This is a genomic window from Parazoarcus sp. PS-13 R2A (genome assembly GCF_057621855.1).
The window spans coordinates 36,461-57,021 of the sequence record NZ_JBYEXN010000021.1 but is presented as its reverse complement, the minus strand read 5'-3'; the positions used below and the strand labels follow the sequence as shown (position 1 = coordinate 57,021).

Genomic DNA, 20,561 nt, shown 5'->3' with positions numbered 1-20,561 from the left:
ACTCAATCCTCCTGCTTGCGGAGCAAGAGCACGCACAGCCCGATCAGGACCGGCACGAACAGCATCAGCATGCCGATCGGCGCCTGCAGGTTGGCGAGCCCCAGATCCTTGGTGAAGATGCCGCGGCTGATCAGCAGAAAATAGGTCGCCGGCCACAACTCACCCACCACCCGGCCGAAGCCGTCGAGCGAAGTTACCGGATCGGTAAGGCCGGCAAACTGGATGGTCGGCAGCATGGTCAGGATCGCCGTGGCCGCAAGCGCGGCAATCTGGGTGCGGGTGAAGCTCGATACCAGCAAGCCGATCCCGGTGGTCGCGGTGACGTAGATCAGCGCCGCAGCGGACAGCAGCAGTACGCTGCCCTTGACCGGCACCTGAAACACCAGCACTGCCAGCAGCACCAGGCCGACAAAGCTGACCATCGACAGTCCGATATAGGGCAGCTGCTTGCCGAGCAGAAACTCGAGGCGGGTCACCGGGGTGACATAGAGATTGGTGATGGAGCCCAGTTCCTTCTCGCGCACCACCGACAATGCGGTCAGGATGGCCGGAATGAACACCAGCAGCAGCGGAATCACGGCCGGCACCATCGCATTCAGACTCTTGAAGTCCTGGTTGTAGCGGTAGCGGGTTTCGATGCTCACCGGCAAGGACACCGGAACGCGGCCGGTGCGGCTGGCAACCAGCTCGGTCATGGTCTGCGCGTGCAGGCCGATCACATAGCCGCGCAAGGTCTCGCCACGGAACGGCATGGCACCGTCGATCCACGCCGCGAGGCTGGGAACGTCGCCACGGCGAAGGTCGCGACCGAAGCCGGCGGGGATCTCGAGTGCGAGTGCGAGTTCGCCGCTCTGCATGCGACGGTCGAGTTCGTCCGAGTCGCGGATCGGCGCCTGCTCGACGAAGTAGCGACTGCCGCCAATGTTCTCGATCACCATGCGGCTCTCCGGCGTGTCGTCCCGATCGAGCACCGCAAAGCGCAGGTTTTCGACATCGAGCGTAATGCCGAAACCGAGGATCAGCATCAGCAGCACCGAGCCCAGCAACGCAAAGGTGAGACGGATCGGATCGCGACGCAACTCCAGCATCTCGCGGTAGGCATAGCCGAGCAGCCGTCTCAGACTGAACGCGGCATGCCGGTGATTCCCCGCGGAAGCCGCTGCGGCAGGTTGAGCCACCACGGCAGCCCCCGCTTCCGCAGCGGCCGGCGCGTCGTCGCCGGCGTTCGTATCAGGCCCGATCGCCTTCTCCAGCACCTCGATGAAGGCGGTCTCAAGCGTATCCGTCGCATGTGCGGCCTTCAGTGCTGCCGGCGTATCACTGGCCAGCACACGGCCGGCATGCATCAGGCTGATGCGGTCGCAGCGCTCGGCCTCGTTCATGAAGTGGGTGGAGATGAAGATGGTCACGCGCTGCTCGCGCGAGAGTTCGATCAGCAAGGCCCAGAACGCATCGCGCGCCACCGGATCAACCCCGGAGGTGGGCTCGTCCAGAATCAGCAGGCGCGGCTCGTGCACCACTGCGACGGCGAGCGACAGGCGCTGACGTATGCCCAGCGGAAGGTTCTCGGAAACCGTGTCGGCCTGCTCTTCCAGCCCGAAACGCTGCAACAGCCCTTCGACCCGCGACGCAATCCGCTCGGGTGGCAGATGAAAGAGATGCGCATGCAGATCGAGGTTCTGGCGTACCGTCAGTTCGCCGTACAGCGAGAATGCCTGCGACATGTAGCCGACCTGGCGACGGGTTTCGAGCGAACGCGCATCGATGACCTTGCCGAACAGCAGGGCGCTGCCCTCGCTCGGCGGCAGCAGGCCGGTGAGCATCTTCATCGTCGTGGTCTTGCCACAACCGTTGGAGCCGAGAAAGCCGAAGATCTCGCCCTCGCCGATGCGAAAGCTCACGTGATCGACGGCAGTGAAGTCGCCAAAGCGCTGGGTCAGGCCTTCGGCCTCGATCACCCAGTTATCGTCGTTCTCCGGTCGTGGCGGAATCGTCAGCGCATGGTGCGTGCCGCGCCGGGCTTCGGGCAGCAAGGCGATGAACACCTCTTCCAGCGTGTCCTTGCCGGTCCGGGAGCGCAGTGCGTCAGGGCTGCCGCAGCCCAGCACTTTGCCGTCATCCATCGCTGCCAGCCAGTCGAAGCGCACGGCCTCTTCCATGTAGGCCGTCGCCACCAGCACACTCATGCCCGGACGGCCACTGCGGATACGGTCGATCAGTTCCCAGAACTGACGTCGTGACAAGGGATCGACACCCGTGGTGGGCTCGTCGAGGATCAACAGGTCGGGATCGTGGATCAGCGCGCAGCACAATCCGAGCTTCTGCTTCATGCCGCCCGACAGCTTCGCAGCGGGACGCTCGCGGAACGCCGAGAGGCCGGTCGCCGCGAGCAGTTCGGTGATGCGACGCTCGCGCTCCTGTGCAGCCTGGCCGAACAGGCGGCCAAAGAAATCGACGTTCTCGAATACCGATAGCGTCGGGTACAGATTGCGCCCCAGACCTTGCGGCATGTAGGCAATGCGTGGCTGCACCTGGCTGCGAAAATGACGATCGCCCATGTCGCCACCGAGCACCTCCACCGCACCCGTCTGGATCTTCCGCGCCCCGGCCAGCAAGGCCAGCAGCGATGACTTGCCAACGCCATCCGGCCCGATGAAGCCGGCCATGCACCCTCCCGGAACCTCGAGATCGATGTCCTCGATCGCGGCCAGCGCACGATAACGCAGCGAGACGCCGCTCAGGCGGGCAACGGGTTGGTCGAGTGCGGCAGACATGGCATTACCTCGCGGGCAGGCTGTCTGGCCACGGCTGCGTGGCATCGAGGCGCAGCCAGCCCACTGCCGGCATCCCCGGCTTGATCACGTCCGGATGGGCGGCAAGCCAGTCGGCATCAAGCTGGAGCTTGACCCTGAACATGAGCTTCTCGCGCTCGTTGCGGGTTTCGACCTCGCGCGGCGTGAATTGCGCACGCTCGGCAACGAAGCTGACGCGAGCAGGCACCGCTTCCGCTCCAAGCGCATCGACCTGCAGGCGCGCCTCGGCACCCAGCTGCACCTGACCCGCCGTCTCAGAAGGCACGAATACGGTCATGAAAACATCAGACGGATCGAGCACCGTCAGCACCCGCGCACCGGACGCCAGCACTTCGCCGGGTTCGGCAAGCCGGTACAGCACCCGGCCGCTTACCGGCGCAAGGAGCCGGGCGTCATCCAGGTTGCTGCGGATGCGGGTCACATTGGCCTCGGCGGCAAGCACAGCAGCATCTGCAGCCTCCACCCGCAGGCGGCTCGCAGCCAGCGCAGCATCGGCCTGTTGCACCGCGTTGCGATCCTGGTCAAGCCGCTGCGGTGACAGGAACTTGCGTGCCACCAGTTCCTGAGTGCGCTTCAGTGTGGTCGCCGCGAGGGCACGTTCGCTCTGGTAGCGGAGTACGGTTGCACGCGCCTCCGCAGCGGTCTGACGGGCCTGCTGAACCAGCGCCTCAGACTGCAGCAACTGCGCCTGCAAATCGCGGGCGTCGATCAGGCCAAGCTCATCACCCTGCTCAACAATATCGCCCTCCTTTGGGCCGAGCGCCATCAGACGCCCCGACAATCGGGTTGCGACGTCGTAGGAGGTCGACTCAAGACGACCGTTGCCAGACACGAGATTGGGCTGCGACTCGGACGCCGCCATGCCCTGCCAGACGGCGACTGCACCTGTGAGCGCGAGGACAAGAACGAGCACCAGCCAGGCTGACTTGTGGGAAGAAGAACGGGAAACCATGATGCATCCCCTTGAATGGGTGGCACGCGGTCCCGGTCGGCAAGCTTGGTGTTCCAATCGGGATCTGTTGCCATTCATTTGAATGAATTATTCAAATTACTGCATTGATGGTCATCAAACATCTATCAGAAAGTCGTTTTTCCGATGCAGGTCGGCAGGTAAAGCCGCGTGCGCTAGAATGCGCCGTCCAGCCCCCCAATCTCGGGGCACGTCCGTTCACGAGCCTGCTACATGACCAATTACACCGAACTCAACGCCCCGTATGGCCCGCTGGTATCCCGGATCGAGAGCGAAGCAACGATCATTGGTGACCAGATCCTGAAGATCGACCATTTTCTGAATCACCGTATCGAGCCCGCATTCATCATGGAGCTGGGCCGCGAACTTGCCCGCCGTCTCTCCGCCTACCAGCCCTCGGTGATCCTGACCGCAGAAGCCAGCGGCATCGCCCCGGGACTGGTCGTGGCACAGGCGCTGAACGTCCCCCTCGTGTATGCAAAAAAATACGCACCGCAGGTCGAATCGCCTTTCATCTCCCGTGTCATCCCGTCGCCGACCAAGGGCGGCGAAACCAAGCTCGTGCTGTCCCAGCGCTACATCCAGGCCGGCGCGCGTGTTGTAATCGTTGACGACTTCCTCTCCAATGGCCGTACGGCAGTTGCGCTGGTCGAGATGGCCCGCGAGGCAGGAGCGGTGGTGCTCGGCGCAGGCTTTGTGGTCGAAAAGCGTTTCAAGCATGGGCATGAGTCCATCGCCGCGTTGAACGTACCCGTTGCCACCCTCGCCCAGGTCGAACGTCTGGAGAATGGCAAGGCCATCCTGCATCAGCCGGCGCCCTGAACCCCGAAGATGCTGGCTGCTCAATCAGCAGCCAAGGCAGGGGGAATTTCGCCTCGATACTCCCCCCGTTCCTGCCACCCGCGCTAAACTGCAGCAATCTCATGCAGGATGGAAAGCAAGATGCAAGACTTTGACGCGCAGGCACAGGCCTTCTCGGAGCAGATCGAAGCCGAGCTCGAAGACGGACGACTGAACTTTCCGACCTCCCTCGACGTGTCATTGAGAGTCAAGCGTCTGGCCGACGATCCGGACTCCTCGCTCGACTCCATTGCCTCGGTGGTGAAAGCCGAGCCAGTCCTCAGTGCCAAGGCTGTTCGCATGGCAAATGCCGTCCTCCTCAACCCCTACGGCTCGCGCATCGCCGACGTGAATACCGCCGTCAAGCGCATCGGGCTGGCCTCCCTGCGCTGCCTCGCTTTCGCCGTCGCAGCAGAGCAGCTTTCGCAGGATCATCGCTCCAAACACATGCGCCTGATCGCGACCGGGTTGTGGATGCACTCGGTGGATGTGGCGTCGTGGTCCTATGCCCTCGCACGTCACCTGCGCACCGTTAATCCGGACACTGCCATGCTCGCCGGCATGATGGTCGATATCGGACAGTTCTTCCTCCTGGCCCGCGCATCGGCCTATCCTGCCCTGGAAGAAAACCTCGAACGCTTCGCAGAATTCGTTTCGGTCTGGAACGAACCGGTTGGTCGTGCGATTCTCGAAGTGTTCGAACTGCCGGAAGACGTGCTCGACGCGTTCGAATATGAAAATCCCTACGGCGGCTCATGGCCTCCGGAAAACCTCGCCGATCTGATTTTCGTGGCTTCGCTCGCAGCCGAGACCCCGAACCCTTTCGACTCGGCACTTGGCATTCAGCGTCGCCCCGAACTGTTCGACTCGTGCATCGCCGGCATCGAGAAGGACAAGCTTGATGCGCTCCTCGACGCCGCTCGCGCGGGAAAAATGGAAATGCTTGCTGCGGTTTGCGGCTGATCAGGCCGGCCCGTACATCCGGCTGCGCAAACTTGCTGCGGCATGGGCGACGGCAAGATTTGCCTCGGGGAAGAACTTGCCCAGGGTGATGAAGCCATGAACCATGCCTTCAGCCTGAAATTGCTCGATCACCCCGCCTTCGTCTGACACTCTCGCCGCAAAGGCGGCACAGTCGTCGACCAGCGGGTCGCATTCTGCCGTGATCAGGAGCATGGGCGGCAGGCCCGCCAGCGACCTTGCACGCATCGGCGAGGCGCGCCAGTCTTCAGTGTTTCCCTCGGGCAGGTAGCGTGTGAAAAACCACTCCAGGCTTTCCTTGTCCAGAAAGAACCCGTCACTGTAGCGCGCTCGCGAAGGACGCTCGCTCAGGATCTCGGTGCTCGGGTAGATCAGCAGCATGTAAGCCGGCGTCACCCCACCCGCATCGCGCAGGGCAAGCGCCGTGACCACCGAAAGATTCCCGCCCGCGCTGTCGCCGCAGAGCGCAATTCTCGAAGGGTCGACGGCGAGCAGTTCAGCCTGATCGACCGACCAGTCGAATGCGAGGCGTGCGTCATTCACCGCTGCCGGAAAGGGGTGCTCCGGTGCCAGGCGATAGTCAACCGACATCACGGCACAACCGCTGCCGTTGGCGAGCTCTCGACACAGTACGTCATAGCTCTCGACGTCGCCGACACACCAGCCACCGCCGTGGAAATAGATCAGCATGGGCAATGCCGTTGCCGGGTTCGCCTGCAAAGGGCGGTAGTAACGCGCGAGCAGCACGCTGCCATCGGGCCGCCCAATGGGCACTTCGGTGACCGAGGCGACGGCAGGTGCGTCCGGCCGAAAAGCAAACTGCAGCTTCTGGAAGGAATGCCGCGCCTGAAGGTGTGTTAGCTCATGAAACCGCGGTGCACCGACGCGATACACCATGTCGAGAAGAGACTGAGCCTGAGGCGAGAGAGGCATGGCGAACACATGCCCGGCGTCATCAGCCGGGCATCCTGAAAGTGGTTGATGATGACCGGATTGTAACCAGCACCACGCAAAATAACTGCCGATAACGTGTAGTTGACCACGCGCGCGGCCGTCCTCGAAGGGACCAGCAGCGCATGAAGACATAGAATGGACCCATAAACCTATCAGAGCCCACACAGAAAGGAGCCCAGATGACAGCAAGCCCAGGGAAGCCGGCCTCCAGAGAATCGAGCAACGGCACCACACCCCCGCGGAGAAGCCGCAAGCCCCGCCCTGTGAGCGAAGGCGACACCTCACCCGCGCTCGATGCGCTGTCGCTTGAGCAGTTCGAGATCGAGCAGGCTGTAGACGGCGCGCGCAGCAGCACCGAAATGGCGGTGGGCGACATCCTCTCCAAAGCAACAGGCGCCACCGTCAGCGAGGTCACAAAATCGCTCGAGGCCATTCTTGCGGGCGCGTCTCCAGACGACGCACAGCTGCTGCGCAAGACCCTTCTTGCTGTCGGCGGGAGCCCCGCGCCGGCATCGACACGCCCGGACGATGAACTCGCACCTGACTGGCGTATCGGCGCCTACCCGTACAAGAACCTCATGTCCCGACGCAACTACGAAAAACAGAAGTACCGCCTGCAGGTCGAACTGCTCAAGCTTCAGGCCTGGGTCAAGGAGACCGGTCAACGCGTCGTGATTCTGTTCGAAGGCAGGGACGCTGCCGGCAAGGGTGGCACCATCAAGCGTTACATGGAGCACCTGAATCCGCGGGGCGCGCGCGTGGTTGCGCTCGAGAAGCCCTCGGAAATGGAACGCGGCCAATGGTATTTCCAGCGCTACATCCAGCACCTTCCAACCGCGGGCGAAATCGTGCTGTTCGACCGCTCGTGGTACAACCGTGCCGGTGTCGAGCGCGTCATGAACTTCTGCACCCCCGACGAATACAGCGAGTTCATGCGTCAGGTGCCGGAATTCGAGCGCAACCTCGTGCGCAGCGGAATCCACCTGGTCAAGTTCTGGTTCTCGGTCAGCCGTGAAGAGCAGCTCCGCCGCTTCAAGGAACGCGAATCGCATCCGCTCAAGCAATGGAAGCTGTCACCGATCGACCTTGCCTCCCTCGACAAGTGGGACGACTACACCAAGGCCAAGGAAGCGATGTTCTTCTATACCGACACGGCGGACGCACCGTGGACGGTCGTGAAGTCCGACTGCAAGAAGCGCGCACGCCTGAACGCGATGCGCTACGTCCTGCACAAACTGCCCTACTCCAACAAGGACCTCGACCGGGTCGGCCCACTCGATCCGCTGCTGGTCGGCCGCGCCAACGTGGTGTACGAGCGCGGCGAAAAGGACACGCCGATTCTCTAGCACCGCGGCCGTGGCGCTCGGTGCTAGCCGTGCCCCCGATGCTGGTCCTGACCGGACTCAGCGAAGATGGGGAGCGGCGAGGAACAGCGCCGTGACCGTCTTGCTGTCGGTAATCCGGCCGTCGAGCACAGCGGCAGTGGCTTCGGATGGCGAGAACGCCAGAACCTCGAGGAACTCGCCTTCGTCCCACTGATGCCCTACGTGCGTGAGTCCTGTGGCGAGGAAGACCTCGATGCGTTCGTCGGAATAGCCAATGCAAGGATGCATGACACCGAGGTGCTGCCAGGCGTCGGCGACATACCCGGTCTCTTCCCTGAGTTCGCGCTTCGCACAGTCGAGAATATCCTCCCCGGCGTCGATCTTGCCTGCAGGAAGTTCGAGGAAGCTGCGATTGAGCGGATAGCGGAACTGCCGCTCGAAGATCAGCGCGCCATCGGGCATCACCGCGACGATGACGACGGCCCCTGGATGGCGGATGTATTCGCGAACAGACTCGCCTCCATCAGGCAGTCGCACTCTGTCGCGCGAAACCTTCAACAGCACGCCATCGAAAACCCGCTCGGTTGAGAGCGGTGTCTCCGCAAGTGGGTCCTGATCATGCTTGTTCATGTTCTTGCCGCCTCATCTCACAGGTGCCCGTCCGCCACAGCACAGCCGGCTGAGCGCACCTTCACACAGCACGCACGGCCCTTCCTGCTGCAAGCTGCTCGAGGCAGATGTTCGAACAGAAAGCACCGGTCAAAAAAACGGAAAGGGCGAACACCATTGACGGTCGTTCGCCCTTTCGAAGCTCAGTCAGCAATTACCGCTGCCCTTTCACCCCCGCTCAAGCGTCAGAGCGATGCAAGCAGTGCGTAGGCACAGATCGACATCAAGGCCTGCGGAGCAATCCCGAGCGCCGCAACCGCAATACCGTTGGCCGAGAGCATTACGCGCAGTTCAGCAGGCGCATGGATCGGCGCCGTATCGAGCGGTTCGTCGAAGTACATGACCTTCACCACGCGCAGGTAGTAGAAGGCACCAATGACCGACATCACCACCGCGACCGCAGCAATCCAGAAGTAGCCTGCGGCAACCACCGCCTGCAGAACCGAAAGCTTGGCGAAGAAGCCGATGAAGAACGGAACACCGGCCATCGAGAACATGACGAACATCATGACCGCAGCGAACCACGGGCTGCGCTTGTTGAGACCCTTGAAATCGTCGATGCGCTCGGCTTCGAAACCGGCGCGCGACAGCAGGATGATCATGCCGAAGGACGCCAGGCTCATGATCACGTAGGCCACGGCATAGAACATTGCCGAACTGTAGGCGTTCAGTGCGAAATGGCGCTCGCCTTCGACCACGCCCGACAACAGGCCGAGCAGCATGAAACCCATGTGCGAGATGCCGGAATACGCCAGCATGCGCTTGATGTTCGTCTGCGAAATCGCAGCAAGGTTACCGAGAATGATCGATGCCACGGCGACGAACATCAGCATCGTCTGCCACTGCTCAGCGATGTCGAACAGGCCCCAGATCAGCAGGCGCACGGCCATTGCAAACGCTGCCAGCTTGGGCGCCGTCGCAATGATCAGGGTCACGGCCGTCGTCGCGCCCTGATACACATCGGGCACCCACATGTGGAAGGGAACCACGCCGAGCTTGAACGAGATACCGGCAACCAGGAAAACCAGACCAAAGAGCAGGACCGACTTGTTCGCCGCCTGGTTGTAGACCGACTGGGCAACACCGGAGAACTCAAGCGTGCCGGTCGCACCGTACACCATGGACATGCCGTAGAGCAGCAGACCCGAGGCCAGCGCACCGAGCACGAAATACTTCATGCCCGCTTCGGTCGAGCGTGCCGAGTCACGGTCGAAGGCAACCAGCGCGTACAGCGCCAGCGACATCATCTCAAGACCGATGTACATCGTCAGCATGTGGTTGGACGTCACCATGACCATCATGCCGAGGGTCATCAGGATCGCCAGCAGGTAGTACTCCGGCTTGTCGATGTTGCGGTCTGCAAGGTAGCTGCGGCCGTACAGGAGCGCGATGGCCATCGAGAAGTAGATCAGCACCTTCAGAAAGTCGCCCATCAGGTCGCTGATGAACATGTTGCTGAAGGTATAGCTCACCTGACCATCCATGGTAGCGATGGTGATGAACGCCGCCGCAATCAGTGTGAACTGACTCAGGAAGTAGCCGAGTGAGCGTGCAATGCTGCGCGCAAAGGTCGTGGTCAGCATGATCACGAGCGCCATCACGGCGACGAAGATCTCGGCCGCTGCGGGGTAGAAGTCGGGGACAACAAAGTTCATCTTCTGACCAGTCCGGTTAAGTGTCTCGCCTGCTCGCTCAGAGCTTGCTCACGGCAACATGCCGCAGGAGTTCATCCACCGAAGCATGCATCACCTCGGTAAAGGGGAAGGGATAAAGGCCCATCGCCAGCACGAACAGCGCCAGGATGCCAAGGAAGGCAAACTCGCGACCATTGATGTCATCGAGTTTGGCGACATGGTCGTTTGCGATCGGGCCGAACACGACGCGCTTGTACATCCACAAGGTATAGGCAGCACCCACGATCAGCGTGGTGGCGGCGAGGAAGGCCACCCAGAAGTTGAACTGGACTGCACCCAGCACGACCATGAACTCACCAACGAAACCACTGGTCGCCGGCAGGCCGGCATTGGCCATCGCAAACAGCATGAAGAACGCAGCGAACTTCGGCATGCGATGCACGACGCCACCGTAATCGGCGATCTGACGGGAGTGCATCCGGTCGTAGAGCACGCCGATACAAAGGAACATCGCGGCGGATACGAAACCGTGCGAAATCATCTGAACGAGCGCACCTTCCATCGCCAGTGGGTTGAACATGAAGAAGCCAAGGGTGACGAAGCCCATGTGCGAGATGGAGGAATAGGCCACCAGTTTCTTCATGTCGGCCTGCGCCAGCGCAACGAAGCCGATATAGACGACAGCGATCAGCGACAGGGTGATCACCAGCGGCGCCAGCTGCATCGCCGCATCCGGCACGATCGGCAGCGAGAAGCGCAGGAAACCGTAGGCGCCGAGCTTCAGCGCAATTGCGGCCAGCACCACCGAGCCACCCGTCGGCGCCTCGACGTGGGCATCCGGCAACCACGTATGCACCGGCCACATCGGCACCTTGACACCAAACGCCACCAGGAAGGCAAAGAAGATCAGCGTCTGCGCGTCGATCCCGAGCGGCAGCTGATGCCAGTCGAGGATATTGAAGCTGCCACCCGACTCCATGAAGAGGTAGAGCAGCGCGATCAGCATCAGCAGCGAACCGGCCAGCGTGTAAAGGAAGAACTTGATCGCCGCATAGACCCGGTTCGGCCCGCCCCAGATACCGATCACGAGATAGAGCGGAATCAGCGAAGCTTCGAAGAAGACATAGAACAACACACCATCCAGCGCGGAGAAGATCCCGTTCATCAGACCTGACATGATCAGGAACGCTGCCATGTACTGGGCGACCTTCTGCTCAATGACCTGCCATCCCGCCACCACCACGATCACGGTAATGAAGGCGTTGAGGATCACGAACAACACCGAGATCCCGTCCACACCGAGGTGGTAGTTGATGTTGAACCGGGGCACCCAGGGCATGAGTTCAACGAACTGCATCGCACTCGTGCCGACGTCGAAGCCGGTGTAGAGGGGAAGCGTCACGACGAGGCCGGCAATCGCCACCAGCAGTGCTAACGCACGTGCCATCGGGGCGTTGCGGTCGGAGCCAGTGGCGAGCACTAGCAGCCCGCCAATAATTGGCACCCAAACCGCCAGACTGAGGAGGGGAATGTCCGTCATCGTTGCTTTCCGTTCTGTGCGCCGCAAGCGGCGCGTTCGACCTTGTTGTTGTGTCCCTGCGCGTTGCGTTCTTGCTTAAGCACGATTGAGCCAGAATGTCAGCAGAACGAACACGCCAATGATCATTGTGAAGGCGTACTGATACAGGTGCCCGGTCTGGAACAGACTGGAGATCCGCGACACCCAGCCCACCAGCTTCGCAGTGCCATTCACGACCACACCGTCGATCAGGCCCTGATCACCACCCTTCCACAATGCCTTGCCGAGCAGGCGAGCACCGCCCGCGAAGACAATCTCGTTGAACCGGTCAAAGTAGTACTTGTTCTCGAGCAGCGTGTGCAGCGGCTTGAAGGTGCGCTGAATCGCAGCGGGAATCCCCGGTTTGACCATGTAGAAGTACCAGGCCACCGCAACACCGCCCATTGCCAGCCAGAACGGCGCAGTCTGCAGCCCGTGCAAGGCCATTGCGATCGGGCCATGGAAGTTCTCGGCAAGCTCGCTCAGTCCGACATGGTTTTCACCGAAGAAGATGACGCCTTTGAACCACTCGCCGAACAGCATCGGTTCGATGGTGAAGAAACCGATCAGCACCGACGGAATGGCCAGCAGGATCAGCGGCACGGTCACGACCAGCGGCGACTCGTGCGGCTTCTGCCCCGGAGCCAGGCCGTGATGATGGTCGGCCGCAGGCTCCTCGTCATCGTGGTCGCCATGGTGCTCGTGATGCCCGTGGTCCTGCCCGAAGCGTTCCTTGCCGTGGAAGACCAGGAAGTACATGCGGAAGGAGTAGAAGGCGGTGACGAATACGCCCAGCAGCACGCAGAACAGCGCATAGCCCGCACCGGGGATCGTCGAGGCATGAACGGCTTCGATGATCGAGTCCTTGGAATAGAAGCCGGAAAAGAACGGGAATCCGATCAGTGCCAGCGAACCCAGCAAGGAGGTGAACCAGGTGATGGGCATGTACTTCCACAGACCGCCCATGTTGCGCATGTCCTGATCGTGATGCATGCCGATGATGACCGAACCGGCACCAAGGAACAGCAGGGCCTTGAAGAAGGCATGCGTCATCAGGTGAAACACCGCGGCAGAATACGCAGATACGCCGAGCGCCACGGTCATGTAGCCGAGCTGCGACAGCGTCGAGTACGCAACCACGCGCTTGATGTCGTTCTGGATGATGCCGAGGAAACCCATGAACAACGCCGTGGTGGCACCAATGATGAGAACGAAGGACAGCGCGGTATCCGACAGTTCGAACAGCGGAGACATGCGCGCCACCATGAAGATACCGGCGGTCACCATGGTCGCTGCGTGGATCAGCGCGGAGATCGGCGTCGGGCCTTCCATCGAGTCAGGCAGCCAGACATGCAGCGGCACCTGGGCCGACTTGCCCATCGCACCGATGAAGAGGCAGATACAGATCGCGGTCAGCAGCGGCCAGCCGGTCACGTCCATCGTCATCCCGGCGAGCTCGTTCGCCTTGGCGAACACTTCCGCGTAATTGAGGCTGCCGGTGTAGGCAACGATGAGACCGATGCCAAGCAGGAAACCGAAGTCTCCCACGCGGTTGACCAGGAAAGCCTTCAGGTTGGCGTAGATCGCGGTCGGACGCTCGTACCAGAAGCCGATCAGCAGGTAGGAAACAAGGCCCACTGCTTCCCAGCCGAAGAACAGCTGAAGGAAGTTGTTCGACATCACCAGCATCAGCATTGAGAAGGTGAACAGCGAGATGTAGCTGAAGAAACGCTGGTAGCCAGGATCTTCCGACATGTAACCGATGGTGTAGATGTGCACCATCAGCGAGACGAAGGTCACGACCAGCATCATCATCACGGTCAGTGCGTCGATCTGGAAGCCGACTTCGAAGTCGATCCCCCCTGCCTGCATCCAGGTGTAGATCGTTCCGTTGAAGGTGTTGCCCGCCTGAACGTCCTGGTAAATGACCACCGACGCGACCAGTGCGACCGCCACACCGAGAATGGTGACAATGTGCGCCCCGGCACGACCGATCGCCTTGCCAAAGAGACCGGCCATGATCGCGCCAAAGAGCGGCGCGAGCGGCACAAGGAGGTAAAGCTTCTGCATGTCCGTCATCGTGACGCTTCCTTAACCCTTGAGGCTGTCCAGATCATCCACGTGGATCGTGCGCAGGTTGCGGAACAGCACAACCAGGATCGCCAGACCGATTGCCGATTCGGCAGCCGCCACCGTGAGGATGAAGAAAACAAAAACCTGACCAGCGATATCGCCCATGTAGTGCGAGAACGCGATGAAGTTCAGATTGACCGCGAGCAGCATCAGCTCGATGGCCATGAGCAGGACAATGAGATTCTTCCGGTTAAGGAAGATCCCGACCACACTGATCGCGAACAGGATCGCGCCCAGGATGAGGTAATGGGAAAGCGAAAGCATCTATGACTCCCTGATCACGCCGACCGCAACCGGCGTGGTTCTTGTTCGCGCCTGTATCACTCTTTCTCGGCTTGCATCTTCACCAGTTCCACGCGTCCTTCGCGCTTCACCGAGACCTGCCGTGCCGGATCGATGTATTTTGTGTTCTTGCGCTTGCGCAGCGTGAGCGAGACCGCCGCCACCATTGCCACCAGCAGCACCAGCGAGGCCAGTTCGAACGGATAGACGTAGTCGGTGTAGAGCACGCGACCCAGTTCCCGAGTATTGCTGAAACCGGCCTGGGGTTCGGGCGGAACGGGCATTGCATCGAGGCCGAAATACTGACCGCCGAGCACCATGGCCATCTCGATCACCAGCAGCACGCCGATCAGCGCGCCAACCGGGAGGTAACTCCAGAATCCCTGTCTCAGACGCTCGAGGTTGATGTCGAGCATCATCACCACGAACAGGAACAGGACCATGACCGCCCCGACGTAGACCATCACCAGCGTGATGGCGAGAAACTCGGCATGCAGCAGCAGCCAGATGCCGCCGGCGTTGAAGAAGGCGAGTACGAGATAGAGCGCGGCATGCACCGGGTTTCTCGCGGTAATCACTTTCAGTGCGGCGAATACGAGGATCGCCGCAAGAAAGTAGAAAACGAAGGTCTTGAATTCCATAGTTCCGTTTCACGGTGCCCGCAGGCACCCTCCCCTTATCTGTACTTCGCTTCCTGCTCGCGATCGGCCGCAATCTGAGCCTCGTGCCGGTCACCAACCGCAAGCAGCATCTGCTTGGTGTAGTAGAGATCGCCACGCTTCTCACCGTGATACTCGAACACCCGTGTTTCAACGATCGCGTCGACCGGGCAGGCCTCTTCGCAGAAGCCGCAGAAAATGCATTTGGTCAGATCGATGTCGTAACGCGTGGTGCGGCGGGAGCCGTCATCGCGCTGATCGGAATCGATCGTGATCGCCATCGCGGGGCAGACCGCTTCACACAGCTTGCATGCAATACAGCGCTCTTCGCCGTTGGGATAGCGACGCAAGGCATGCAGACCGCGGAAACGCGCGCTTTGCGGCGTTTTTTCCTCGGGGAACTGGACCGTGATCTTGCGCTGGAAAAAATGCCTGCCGGTCAGGGCGAGGCCCTTGACCAGTTCCTTCAGGAACAGGCTTCCGATGTATTCGTTGGCACCCATGATCTTCAGTACCTCACTTCCAGATCGACAGCGGGGACATCATCCACACCGCCACCACGACCACCCAGACCAGGGTGACCGGAATGAAAACTTTCCAGCCCAGACGCATGATGTGGTCGTAACGGAACCGGGGAAAGGTTGCTCGTGCCCACAGGAACAGGAACAGGATGCATGCCGTCTTGAGCGCCAGCCAGGGAAAACCATCGGGCAGGAAACCCACCGGCGACAGCCAGCCACCAAGGAACAGGATCGAGGTCAGAATCGAAACCAGGATCATGTTTGCGTATTCGGCGAGGAAGAACAACGCAAACGCCATGCCCGAATACTCAACCATGTGACCGGCCACGACTTCGGCTTCGCCTTCAACGACGTCGAACGGAGCGCGGTTGGTCTCGGCGATACCCGAGATCACGTACACCACGAACATCGGAAACAGGGGCAGCCAGTTCCAGGACAGGAAGGACAGCCCCATGTCGTGGAAACGACCCTCGCCCTGGGAGGTCACGATATCGGTCAGGTTCAGGCTGGCTGAAATCAGCAGCACACAGATCAGCGCGAAACCCATCGACACTTCGTAGGAAACCATCTGCGCGGCAGCTCGCATCGATCCAAGGAAGGGATACTTCGAGTTCGACGCCCAGCCTGCGACGATCACGCCATAGACTTCCATCGAAGTGATGGCGAGCAGGAACAGCAGACCTGCGTTGACGTTTGCAAGCACCATTCCGTCGCTGAAGGGAACCACCGACCAAGCAGCGAGCGAAGGGGCGATCGCGAGGATCGGTCCAAGGATGAACAGGCCCTTGTTGGCGCCACTCGGAATGATGATTTCCTTGAGGAGCAGCTTCACGCCATCGGCGATCGGCTGCAGCAGACCGAAGGGACCGACGCGGTTGGGGCCAATCCGGACCTGCATGAAGCCGATGACCTTGCGCTCGGCGAGCGTCAGGTAAGCCACGCAGCCAAGCAGCGGCGCAATGATCGCGACGATCTTTAGCAGCGTCCAGACAGCAGGCCAGGTGGGGCCGAAGAGGTCGGCAACCGGTTGCAGCATCGCTTCCATCAGACTCGCTCCACGCTCAATTCACCGCACATCGGGCCCAGCGCCACGGTCGAAACGTGCGCTGCAGCAATCCGTACGCAACCGTCAGCCACCGTATCGTCCGCAACCGCAGCCAGTTCGACGCAGCCACTGCCGCTGACTCGCACACGCTCACCGGAACCAACGCCCAGGCTTGCAAGCGTCGAACCCGACATGCGAGCCACGGGTGCCGCGGCATCCTTGGTCTTCTGCAGGGAGGGTGCGCGGCGTACCAGCGGATCTGCGAAATAGATCGGCACGTCGGCAACACGCTGCAAGCCTGCAATGGCCGTCGAGCCAGCCAAGTCGATGCCGGAGACCGCGTTGCCCAGAGACGCGGGTGTAACCGCACCGAGAACCTCGGCACGCACGGCTTCGGAGTCACCCTGGTCGAAGCCGTCGAGCTGCAACAGGTTTCCGAGGACGCGCAGCACCTTCCAGCCCGGCCGCGTATCGCCCAACTGCTTCGCGACTGCGTTGAAACTCTGCGCAGTTCCTTCGCAGTTAACGAAGGTCCCCGAGGTTTCCGAGAACGGCGCAATCGGCAACATCACGTCAGCCGTCTCACGCAGCGAATCCGATCCGAAGGCGGACAGTGCAACCACAAGCTGTGCTGACGCGAGCGCGGACGTCGCCAGCGCGCCATCAGCAAAATCAAGTGCCGGCTCAGCGCCCATGACAATGTACGCCTTGCGCGGATCTTCGAGCATTGCACGGGCATTGAGCCCCGCCCCCGCAGGAACGGCCCCGGCAAGATAAGCGCCCACGCTGTTGGCCGCCTCACCGATGAAGCCGAACACACCGTCGGACAGGCGGGCAATCTCCTGCGCGAGAACCTGAAGCTCTGCAGCACACGGGTGCTGCACAGCCAGATTTCCAAGCCACACGGCAACCTTACGACCACTCGCAAGACTCTGCGCAATCCCGGTTTCCGCTTCCGACGCGTTTGCGGGCAACTGGGCGCTGAGACCCTCGCTGACTGCAACGCCCTTCTCGGCTGCCAGCGCGACCACGATCCCGGCAAGGGTCGCAACCATTGCGTCGGGCGCGACCAGTGCGCGCTGGCGCACCGGAATCAGCCATTCTTCTGCGGTGGGTCCAACAGCACTGACGTGCAGCCCGCGCTTGGCGGCCTGACGCACACGCTGCGCCAGGAGCGGCGCGTCCTTGCGCAGGAAGCTGCCCACGACCAGCAGGCGGTTGAGATCAGACACACCCGCCACCGGCATGCCCAGCCAGGGAGCAGCGCTGCGCGATGCATCGGCACGGAAATCGGTCTGACGGAGGCGGAAGTCGATGTTGTCCGAGCCCAGTCCGCGAACCAGCTTCTGCAGCAGGTGGAGTTCTTCCACCGTGGAATGCGGAGAAGCAAGTGCACCGATCGAGGCGGAACCGTAGTCCTTGGAGATTCCCTTGAGACCGGTCGCAACGAACTCAAGCGCGGTCTGCCAGTCGGTGGCCTTCCATTCGCCACCCTGCTTGATCATGGGCTGGGTCAGGCGATCTTCGCTGGACAGGCCTTCGTAGGAGAAGCGGTCCTTGTCCGACAGCCAGCACTCATTGAGCGCTTCATTCTCATTCGGCAGCACGCGCTTGACCACTTCGTGCTTGGTTTGCACGATGAGGTTGGCGCCAAGGGCGTCATGCGGGCTCACCGACTTGCGACGCGAGAGCTCCCACGTGCGTGCAGCAAAACGGAAGGGCTTGGAGGTCAGCGCACCCACCGGACACAGGTCGATGATGTTGCCGGAGAGTTCGGAATCGACCGTCTTCTCGACAAAGGTCATGATCTCCGCGTGCTCGCCGCGGAAGGCCTGACCCAACTCCATTTCACCCGCAATCTCGGTCGTGAAACGCACGCAGCGCGTGCAGTTGATGCATCGCGTCATGTCGGTCGACACGAGGGAGCCGAGGTTCTTGTTGAACACGACCCGCTTTTCTTCCTGATAGCGGGACTGGCTGCCACCGTAGCCCACGGCCAGATCCTGCAACTGGCATTCACCACCCTGGTCACAGATCGGACAGTCCAGCGGATGGTTGATGAGCAGGAACTCCATCACGCCCTTCTGCGCCTTGACCGCAAGTTCGGACTGGGTCCAGACCTTCATGCCGTTGGTAACGGGCGTCGCACAGGCAGGCAAGGGCTTGGGCGCCTTTTCCACCTGCACCAGGCACATGCGGCAGTTGGCCGCAATGGAGAGTTTCTTGTGATAGCAGAAATGGGGGATGTAGGAGCCGGTCATGGATGCGGCATCCATGACGGTGCTGCCATCCGGCACCTGAACCTGCTTTCCGTCGATTTCGATCTCTAGCATGAGGGGCTCACGTAGATTTGGCTGCCGGCACGCTGCACTTCCGGCGGAACCAGACATTTCTTGTTTTCGATGTGATACGCGAATTCATCGCCGAAGTGCTTGATGAAGCTCTGCACCGGCATCGAGGCCGCATCACCGAGCGCACAGATGGTGCGCCCCATGATGTTGGTGGTCACCGAGTTCAGCAGATCAAGGTCGTCCGGACGGCCGAGACCGTTTTCGATCCGGTGCACAACCCTGTACAGCCAGCCGGTGCCTTCGCGACACGGCGTACATTGACCACAGGACTCCTCGAAGTAGAAGTAGGACAGGCGCTCGAGCGCCTTCACCATGCAGGTGGTCTCGTCCATCACGATCACCGCCCCCGAACCCAGCATCGAGCCTGCCTTGGAGATCGAGTCGTAGTCCATCGTACAGTCCATCATCACCGCACCGGGAATGACCGGCGACGAAGAGCCACCCGGAATCACGCCCTTCAGCTGACGCCCGCCACGCATGCCACCGGCCATCTCGAGAAGCTCGGAGAACGGCGTACCGAGATTGATCTCGTAGTTGCCCGGACGATTGACATGACCGGAAATCGAAAACAGCTTGGTGCCACCGTTGTTTGGCTTGCCGAGGTTCAGGAAGCCCTCGCCGCCCATGTTCATGATGAACGGGACCGACGCAAAGGTTTCAGTGTTGTTGATGGTGGTCGGCTTGCCGTACAGACCGTAGCTTGCCGGGAACGGCGGCTTGAAGCGCGGCTGCCCCTTCTTGCCTTCGATCGACTCCAGCAGCGCGGTTTCTTCGCCGCAGATGTAGGCGCCGTAACCGTGGTGGGCAAACAGCTCGAAGGAAAAGTCCGACCCGAGGATGTTCTGACCGAGAAGTCCGGCAGCACGCGCCTCGTCGAGCGCCTCTTCGAAGCGGGTGTAGATCTCGAAGATCTCACCGTGGATGTAGTTGTACCCGCGGGCACAGCCCATCGCATAGGCCGCAATGATCATGCCTTCGATGACGGTATGCGGGTTGTAGCGCAGGATGTCGCGATCCTTGAACGTTCCCGGCTCGCCTTCATCGGAGTTGCATGCAAGGTACTTGTCGCCCGGGAAGGAGCGCGGCATGAAGCTCCACTTCAATCCCGTCGGAAACCCTGCACCGCCACGCCCTCGCAGCACTGACGCCTTGAGTTCGGCAATGATGGTCTCGGGTGGCGTCTTTTCCGCAATGATCTTGCGCAACGCTGCGTATCCGCCGCGGGCCATATAATCCTGGAGCCGCCAGGTGCGGTCGCCATCGACTCCGGCGAGAATCAGTCCGTGCGCGCTCATTTGTCTTCCAGATCGGCCAGCATTTGGTCGATTTTCTCGGTCGTCATCCAGCTGCACATCTTGTGGTTGTTGTGCAGCAGCACCGGGGCATCTCCACAGGCACCCATGCACTCGCCCTCCTTGAGGGTGAACTTGCCGTCAGGGGTGGTTTCGTTGAAGTCGATGCCCAGCTTGCTCTTCAGGTAATCGGCCGCGTGTACGCCGCCCGACAGCGCACAGGGCAGATTGGTACATACCGTGATCTTGTGGCGTCCGACCGGATTGAGGTCGTACATGTTGTAGAAGCTTGCGACCTCGTAAGCGGCAATGGCCGGCATGTCGAGATAACTCGCGACGTACTCGATGACGTCCTTGGGCAACCAGCCCTTCTCGACCTGTGCAATACGCAGCGCTGCCATGACAGCCGACTGCTTCTGGTCTGACGGATATTTTGCGATCTCGCGATCGATCTGTTGCAACGTTTCCTGGCTCAGCATGTCGTACTCTTTTTCCGGATAGCCTGCCGTCTGTTCGTAGGGGCGCACACCTTCA

Annotated in this window: 17 protein-coding genes; 3 read left to right on the top strand and 14 right to left on the bottom strand. The window is 61.1% G+C overall.

The window, feature by feature from the left end:
- Positions 1–2: 2 nt before the first annotated feature.
- Both rbbA and AC22G6_RS17445 read right to left on the bottom strand, forming a co-directional pair.
- Positions 3–2,774, bottom strand: coding sequence for a ribosome-associated ATPase/putative transporter RbbA (rbbA, locus tag AC22G6_RS17450; RefSeq protein ID WP_487367824.1), 2,772 nt, complete (start codon positions 2,772–2,774; stop codon positions 3–5).
- Positions 2,775–2,778: 4 nt separating this feature from the next.
- Positions 2,779–3,765 carry an HlyD family secretion protein gene (locus AC22G6_RS17445; RefSeq protein ID WP_487367823.1) on the bottom strand — a complete coding sequence of 329 codons (987 nt, stop codon included), beginning with the start codon at positions 3,763–3,765 and terminating at the stop codon, positions 2,779–2,781.
- Between the two features lie 231 nt (positions 3,766–3,996).
- Here AC22G6_RS17445 and xpt point away from each other — a divergent pair, with 231 nt between their 5' ends.
- Both xpt and AC22G6_RS17435 read left to right on the top strand, forming a co-directional pair.
- Entirely contained in the window at positions 3,997–4,605 is a 609-nt protein-coding gene (gene xpt / locus AC22G6_RS17440) for a xanthine phosphoribosyltransferase (protein WP_487367822.1), read from the top strand.
- 120 nt (positions 4,606–4,725) lie between these two features.
- A complete protein-coding gene (locus tag AC22G6_RS17435; RefSeq protein ID WP_487367821.1) occupies positions 4,726–5,586 on the top strand; it encodes an HDOD domain-containing protein in 861 nt (286 codons plus the stop codon).
- Here the strand turns inward: AC22G6_RS17435 and AC22G6_RS17430 are convergent, their stop codons facing one another.
- The gene (locus tag AC22G6_RS17430) at positions 5,587–6,537 is read right to left on the bottom strand and encodes an alpha/beta hydrolase (RefSeq protein WP_487367820.1); all 951 of its coding nucleotides are present in this window, start codon (positions 6,535–6,537) and stop codon (positions 5,587–5,589) included.
- A gap of 200 nt (positions 6,538–6,737) precedes the next feature.
- On the opposite strand from AC22G6_RS17430, the gene ppk2 reads away from it, so the two are divergent.
- A complete protein-coding gene (gene ppk2 / locus AC22G6_RS17425) occupies positions 6,738–7,904 on the top strand; it encodes a polyphosphate kinase 2 (RefSeq protein WP_487367819.1) in 1,167 nt (388 codons plus the stop codon).
- Between the two features lie 57 nt (positions 7,905–7,961).
- Here ppk2 and AC22G6_RS17420 read toward each other — a convergent pair whose 3' ends face one another.
- The 11 genes from AC22G6_RS17420 to nuoE form a co-directional block, all read right to left on the bottom strand.
- Entirely contained in the window at positions 7,962–8,513 is a 552-nt protein-coding gene (locus AC22G6_RS17420) for an NUDIX domain-containing protein (RefSeq protein ID WP_487367818.1), read from the bottom strand.
- A gap of 224 nt (positions 8,514–8,737) precedes the next feature.
- Positions 8,738–10,207: an NADH-quinone oxidoreductase subunit NuoN gene (gene nuoN / locus AC22G6_RS17415; RefSeq protein WP_108947535.1), complete on the bottom strand. Its 1,470-nt coding sequence runs from the start codon at positions 10,205–10,207 to the stop codon at positions 8,738–8,740.
- A gap of 37 nt (positions 10,208–10,244) precedes the next feature.
- On the bottom strand, positions 10,245–11,726 hold the full coding sequence (locus AC22G6_RS17410; protein WP_487367817.1) for an NADH-quinone oxidoreductase subunit M: 1,482 nt from the start codon (positions 11,724–11,726) through the stop codon (positions 10,245–10,247).
- Positions 11,727–11,801: 75 nt separating this feature from the next.
- Complete coding sequence (nuoL, locus tag AC22G6_RS17405; RefSeq protein ID WP_487367816.1) at positions 11,802–13,823, bottom strand: NADH-quinone oxidoreductase subunit L; 2,022 nt, start codon at positions 13,821–13,823, stop codon at positions 11,802–11,804.
- Between the two features lie 12 nt (positions 13,824–13,835).
- On the bottom strand, positions 13,836–14,141 hold the full coding sequence (gene nuoK, locus AC22G6_RS17400) for an NADH-quinone oxidoreductase subunit NuoK (RefSeq protein ID WP_108947532.1): 306 nt from the start codon (positions 14,139–14,141) through the stop codon (positions 13,836–13,838).
- A gap of 56 nt (positions 14,142–14,197) precedes the next feature.
- Complete coding sequence (locus tag AC22G6_RS17395; RefSeq protein WP_108947531.1) at positions 14,198–14,800, bottom strand: NADH-quinone oxidoreductase subunit J; 603 nt, start codon at positions 14,798–14,800, stop codon at positions 14,198–14,200.
- A 35-nt stretch (positions 14,801–14,835) separates the two neighbouring features.
- Entirely contained in the window at positions 14,836–15,321 is a 486-nt protein-coding gene (gene nuoI / locus AC22G6_RS17390; protein WP_108947530.1) for an NADH-quinone oxidoreductase subunit NuoI, read from the bottom strand.
- Positions 15,322–15,334: 13 nt separating this feature from the next.
- On the bottom strand, positions 15,335–16,384 hold the full coding sequence (gene nuoH, locus AC22G6_RS17385; protein WP_108947529.1) for an NADH-quinone oxidoreductase subunit NuoH: 1,050 nt from the start codon (positions 16,382–16,384) through the stop codon (positions 15,335–15,337).
- Positions 16,384–18,717 carry an NADH-quinone oxidoreductase subunit NuoG gene (gene nuoG, locus AC22G6_RS17380; RefSeq protein ID WP_487367815.1) on the bottom strand — a complete coding sequence of 778 codons (2,334 nt, stop codon included), beginning with the start codon at positions 18,715–18,717 and terminating at the stop codon, positions 16,384–16,386. Before nuoG ends, nuoH begins: the two co-directional genes overlap by 1 nt.
- A complete protein-coding gene (nuoF, locus tag AC22G6_RS17375) occupies positions 18,711–20,030 on the bottom strand; it encodes an NADH-quinone oxidoreductase subunit NuoF (RefSeq protein ID WP_487367814.1) in 1,320 nt (439 codons plus the stop codon). The genes nuoG and nuoF overlap by 7 nt, the downstream gene beginning before the upstream one ends.
- Positions 20,027–20,506, bottom strand: coding sequence for an NADH-quinone oxidoreductase subunit NuoE (gene nuoE / locus AC22G6_RS17370; RefSeq protein ID WP_108951091.1), 480 nt, complete (start codon positions 20,504–20,506; stop codon positions 20,027–20,029). The genes nuoF and nuoE overlap by 4 nt, the downstream gene beginning before the upstream one ends.
- Between the last annotated feature and the right edge of the window lie 55 nt (positions 20,507–20,561).

Coding starts and splice junctions, on each gene's coding strand:
- AC22G6_RS17410 (WP_487367817.1), bottom strand. CDS start 11,726: ATGACGGACATTCCCCTCCTCAGTCTGGCGGTTTGGGTGCCAATTATT.
- rbbA (WP_487367824.1), bottom strand. CDS start 2,774: ATGTCTGCCGCACTCGACCAACCCGTTGCCCGCCTGAGCGGCGTCTCG.
- nuoL (WP_487367816.1), bottom strand. CDS start 13,823: ATGACGGACATGCAGAAGCTTTACCTCCTTGTGCCGCTCGCGCCGCTC.
- nuoH (WP_108947529.1), bottom strand. CDS start 16,384: ATGGAAGCGATGCTGCAACCGGTTGCCGACCTCTTCGGCCCCACCTGG.
- AC22G6_RS17430 (WP_487367820.1), bottom strand. CDS start 6,537: ATGCCTCTCTCGCCTCAGGCTCAGTCTCTTCTCGACATGGTGTATCGC.
- nuoG (WP_487367815.1), bottom strand. CDS start 18,717: ATGCTAGAGATCGAAATCGACGGAAAGCAGGTTCAGGTGCCGGATGGC.
- nuoF (WP_487367814.1), bottom strand. CDS start 20,030: ATGAGCGCGCACGGACTGATTCTCGCCGGAGTCGATGGCGACCGCACC.
- AC22G6_RS17420 (WP_487367818.1), bottom strand. CDS start 8,513: ATGAACAAGCATGATCAGGACCCACTTGCGGAGACACCGCTCTCAACC.
- AC22G6_RS17395 (WP_108947531.1), bottom strand. CDS start 14,800: ATGGAATTCAAGACCTTCGTTTTCTACTTTCTTGCGGCGATCCTCGTA.
- AC22G6_RS17435 (WP_487367821.1), top strand. CDS start 4,726: ATGCAAGACTTTGACGCGCAGGCACAGGCCTTCTCGGAGCAGATCGAA.
- nuoI (WP_108947530.1), bottom strand. CDS start 15,321: ATGGGTGCCAACGAATACATCGGAAGCCTGTTCCTGAAGGAACTGGTC.
- nuoE (WP_108951091.1), bottom strand. CDS start 20,506: ATGCTGAGCCAGGAAACGTTGCAACAGATCGATCGCGAGATCGCAAAA.
- nuoK (WP_108947532.1), bottom strand. CDS start 14,141: ATGCTTTCGCTTTCCCATTACCTCATCCTGGGCGCGATCCTGTTCGCG.
- xpt (WP_487367822.1), top strand. CDS start 3,997: ATGACCAATTACACCGAACTCAACGCCCCGTATGGCCCGCTGGTATCC.
- nuoN (WP_108947535.1), bottom strand. CDS start 10,207: ATGAACTTTGTTGTCCCCGACTTCTACCCCGCAGCGGCCGAGATCTTC.
- AC22G6_RS17445 (WP_487367823.1), bottom strand. CDS start 3,765: ATGGTTTCCCGTTCTTCTTCCCACAAGTCAGCCTGGCTGGTGCTCGTT.
- ppk2 (WP_487367819.1), top strand. CDS start 6,738: ATGACAGCAAGCCCAGGGAAGCCGGCCTCCAGAGAATCGAGCAACGGC.